Source organism: Micromonospora thermarum (assembly GCF_012034245.1).
GTDB lineage: Bacteria > Actinomycetota > Actinomycetes > Mycobacteriales > Micromonosporaceae > Micromonospora > Micromonospora thermarum.
Genome location: NZ_JAATEO010000095.1, coordinates 1 through 996, shown reverse-complemented (window position 1 = coordinate 996; position 996 = coordinate 1). Strand labels below are relative to the sequence as shown.

Here is a 996-nt window from a genome sequence, read left to right as displayed (position 1 = left end):
CTAGACGAGTGATTCCGAACTCTGGGTTGAGTGGCGTGGCAGGGTTGACCAGCGCAAGAAGAGAGGGCATCGATGGTTGTTTGTGAAGACAAACCTCGACACCCTCTTGACCGCACTATATGTGCTCATCGACGACCACGTCATCCCGCCCGGACGCAGGGCCCCTGGCCGGCCGAAACGACTCTCCGACGCCGAACTGGTCTGCCTGGCCGTGGCCCAGGTGCTGCTGGGCGCCCGCTCCGAGCACCACTGGCTGCGGATCTGCTACGGCCGTCTCGGGCACCTGTTCCCCTACCTGCCCAAACAGCCCGGGTACCACAAGCGGGTCAAGGCCGCCGCACCGCTGATCTGCCGCACCACGATGTACCTGGCCGGGCTGTGCCCCACCATCGGCGACCAGCTGCGGCTGCTGGACGCCACCCCGGTGCCGTGCGGCACCTCCCGACCCACCGCGCAGCGCTCCGCGCTGGCCGAGATCGCCGGCTACGGCTACTGCGCATCGCATTCACGCTGGTACTGGGGCCTGAAGCTGTACCTGCTGACCACCGCCGAGGGGCTCCCGCTGGCATGGTGCCTGGCCGACCCGAAGATCGGCGAACGCGAGATCGCCGAGGAACTGCTCGGCCACGCCCGCGAACTGGGCGCTCTGGCACCGGGCATGGTGGTGCTCACCGACAAGGGCCTGGCCGGCAGGGCGATCGAACGCTACTGCGCCGAGCAGGTCGGGGTGCTGCTGGCCCGGCCGGACCGCACGGACGAGAAGCGCCGTTTCGGCAGCCTCGCCGGGGTACGGCAGTGGATCGAGTCGGTCAACCAGACCCTGAAAGGCCAGCTCAACCTGGAAGGACACGGCGGGCGCACACCGGCCGGGGTGTACGCCCGCGTCGCCCAACGGCTCCTGGCCATGACCGCCGCGATCTGGCACAACTGGCGCATCAACGCCGACGTCAAACGCTCCCTGACCGCGTACGACCACTGATCAATTCGGAATCACTC

General features: G+C 68.0%; 1 protein-coding gene. It reads left to right on the top strand.

Features of this window, described 5'->3' with window-relative positions; genetic code table 11:
* The first annotated feature begins 82 nt into the window (after positions 1–82).
* The gene (locus HCJ94_RS29345; RefSeq protein WP_168004240.1) at positions 83–979 is read left to right on the top strand and encodes an IS982 family transposase; all 897 of its coding nucleotides are present in this window, start codon (positions 83–85) and stop codon (positions 977–979) included.
* The last annotated feature ends 17 nt before the right edge of the window (positions 980–996 follow it).